This is a genomic window from Jeotgalibacillus marinus (assembly GCF_040801915.1).
Taxonomy (GTDB): Bacteria; Bacillota; Bacilli; order Bacillales; family Jeotgalibacillaceae; genus Jeotgalibacillus; species Jeotgalibacillus marinus.
This window is the reverse complement of the sequence record NZ_JBFMIA010000305.1, coordinates 1-234: the sequence shown is the minus strand read 5'-3', so window position 1 is coordinate 234 and position 234 is coordinate 1. Positions and strand designations below refer to the sequence as shown.

Sequence of the window (234 nt, the reverse complement as noted above, 5' to 3'; positions counted from 1 at the left end):
GCTCAAGCTTCAGCAATGGTCCCGGCATCGCGGTGCCGCTGCAGATGGGCACGCTGTCGAAAGCGATCGGCGCCTATGGCGGCTATCTGTGCGCTTCGCAAGCCGTCATTGATCTGATGCAGACCCGCGCGCGCACCTACATCTATTCGACCGGCCTGCCGGTGCCGGTGATCGCCGCCGCCATCGCCGCGCTCGACGTGATCGCCGGCGATCCGGACTATGCCGCCGCGCCGT

Annotated in this window: 1 protein-coding gene; it reads left to right on the top strand. The window is 67.1% G+C overall.

The annotated features are described in order from the left end of the window. Window positions 1-234: aminotransferase class I/II-fold pyridoxal phosphate-dependent enzyme (locus tag AB1471_RS17945; RefSeq protein WP_367781073.1), on the top strand; the 234-nt coding region annotated here is incomplete at both ends.